General features: G+C 70.4%; 2 protein-coding genes. Both read left to right on the top strand.

Translation table 11 applies throughout. The annotated features are described in order from the left end of the window. Positions 1-167 precede the first annotated feature (167 nt). The gene (istA, locus tag ACVJO7_RS33930) at positions 168-1,634 is read left to right on the top strand and encodes an IS21 family transposase (RefSeq protein WP_491676360.1); all 1,467 of its coding nucleotides are present in this window, start codon (positions 168-170) and stop codon (positions 1,632-1,634) included. Further along, entirely contained in the window at positions 1,631-2,398 is a 768-nt protein-coding gene (gene istB, locus ACVJO7_RS33925; protein WP_491676359.1) for an IS21-like element helper ATPase IstB, read from the top strand. The genes istA and istB overlap by 4 nt, the downstream gene beginning before the upstream one ends. Positions 2,399-2,462 lie beyond the last annotated feature (64 nt).

The raw sequence follows: 2,462 nt of genomic DNA, 5'->3' as shown, positions 1-2,462 counted from the left end.
TGTCCGCGTACGGGCTCTGATGTCGCTGTAGGTACGAGCTGATCTGTCGTTGGTCCGGCGCGTCGGATTCAAGATCGGCTCAGGGAGGGACCACCCTCCGGGCTTGTCAGCCGCCAAGCAGACGAGCCCGGAGGGGGTCACCCGTGATCCTGCCTGTGGAGGCATGGATGGACATCAGGAGGTACGCCCCGCTGCGCGCGGCAGGGGCGTCGTGGAAGGACATCGCAGCTCAAGTGGGCTGTGACTGGAGAACAGCGAAGAAGTACCTCTCACCGGACGCCCCGACGGCACCGCCACGGGCGAGCTCACGGGCGGGCACGGTGCCTAGGCTGGTGGACCCGTTCACCGACGTGATCGACGCCTGGCTCGCTGATGACCCGGGCTTGTTGGCGACGGTGATCCATGAGCGGCTGGTCGCCGACTACGGCTTCACCGGGCACTACCAGCGGATCAAGGTCTACTGCGCGCAGGCGCGGGCACGGATCGAGCTCGAGTCCGACGCCCAGGGTCGCCCGCCGGGGCTGCACCGCCGGTTCGAGGTCGTCGCCGGCGCCCAGGCCCAGGTCGACTGGGGCGACGAAGGCCCCCTGCTCGCCTGCGCAGGGGCTGGGTCCGGGCAGGGGCGGAAGGTCTACTCGTTCCACATGACGTTGTCCTACTCGCGGGACCCGTTCATCTGCTTCACCACCGGCCAGGACCTGGCCACGTTCTTCGACTGCCACCGCCGCGCGTTCGCCCACTTCGGCGGCGTCCCCGCGACGATCGTCTACGACCGCACCAAGACCGTCGTGCGCCGCCACGTCGCCCCCGGCCGGGCGGTCCCGCTGCACCCGCAGGCGGCGGCGTTCGCCGCCCACTACGGGTTCGCCATCGACGTGCTCGCCGCCTACCGCCCCACCGGGAAGGGCCGGGTCGAGCGGCAGGTGCGGATCGGGCGAGACCACGTTCTGTCCGGACGCCGGTTCAGCTCCTTGGCGGAGCTGGATGCGGCGTTCGCCGCGTGGGTCCCGGTCCGGCGCGGGCAGGTCCACCGCACCCACGGCGAGGTCATCGGCGTCCGCGCCCTGCGCGACCACGCCGCGCTGGGGCCGTTGCCGCAGTTCGGGTATGCGGTCACTGAGACCCATCTACGTCGCGTCGGGCGAGACGCGTTGATCTCCTTCGCCGGGTCCTCCTACTCCGTCGCCGCCAGAGCCGCCGACGGACGCCCGACGAAGGCCGGGCAGCGGGTCGAGGTCCGTGTCGGAGTCGAGCACCTGGAGATCTGGCGACTGCCCGTCGACGGCCCCGACCGGACACCGATGCTCCTGGCACGCCACCCCCGCTCGGCACTGCGCGGGCAGATGATCGTCGACCCCGCCCACTGGGCCGAACTCCCCGACGGCCACACCCGCTCCACCACCCTCGACACCCCGGATCCCGAACCCGTTGCAGCCCAGCAGGCCCCGGGGCCGGCGACGTCGGCGATGGTCCGCCCGGAGTCCCGGGCAGCGCTCGAGGTGAGCATCGCTCGCCGACCGCTGGCCTACTACGATCGCCTCGCCGGACTGGCCACACCACCCGACCTCTCGCCCGATCTCTCAGCCGAGACCGCAGCCCAGGCCACCGGTGAGTCGTTGGTGGGTGCGGCATGAGTGAACTGATCACCAGCCGGATCACCGCGCACGCCACCCGCCTCGGGTTGCCGCACCTGGCTGAGAACCTCGAGCTCCTGGTGGAGCGGGCCGAGGCCGACAACATGGGCTACCGCGAGTTCATCGACACCGTTCTCGGTGAGGAGCTCGGGCTGCGCGAGGGGCGCCGGTTCCGCACCGCGCTCAAGCTCTCCGGGCTGCCGCACCACAAGACGCTCGACGAGTTCGACTTCGCCTTCCAGCCCGACCTCGACGTCCGCAAGATCCGTGACCTCGCCGCGCTGGCGTTCGTCGAGGCCCGCGGGAACATCGCCCTGCTCGGCCCGCCCGGGACCGGGAAGACCCACATCGCCGTCGCGCTCGCCGTTGCCGCTTGCCAGGCCGGGCACTCGATCTACTTCACCAGCCTCGACGACTGCGTCCGCCAGCTCCGCGCCGCCGAAGCCGCCGGCCGGTTCGCCAAGAAGCTCCAGACCTACCTACGGCCCTCGGTGCTCGTCCTCGACGAGGTGGGCTACCTGCCCTGCGACCGGGCTGCGGCGAACATGGTGTTCCAGCTGATCAGCCGCCGCTACGAACGCGGCTCGATCATCCTCACCTCGAACAAGACCTTCTCCGAATGGGGCCAGGTCTTCACCGACGAGGTCATCGCCACCGCCATCCTCGACCGGCTCCTGCACCACTGCGACGTCATCGCCATCAACGGGCCCAGCTACCGGCTCAAGGACAGAGCACTGTCCGCCGTCCCGGCTGCTGTGTCATGATCCCGCCCGGGCCAACGACACGTCAGGTCGTCCACCGACCGACACCACAGCCCGTCCCCGGACA

It is taken from the genome of Pseudonocardia sp. DxW (assembly GCF_058448985.1).
Note: the sequence above shows the minus strand (reverse complement) of the source record. Positions and strands in the feature narration are given on the sequence as shown.

Bases quoted from the DNA above. Each gene is read 5' to 3' on its own strand.
- istB (WP_491676359.1), top strand. From the start codon at position 1,631: ATGAGTGAACTGATCACCAGCCGGATCACCGCGCACGCCACCCGCCTC.
- istA (WP_491676360.1), top strand. From the start codon at position 168: ATGGACATCAGGAGGTACGCCCCGCTGCGCGCGGCAGGGGCGTCGTGG.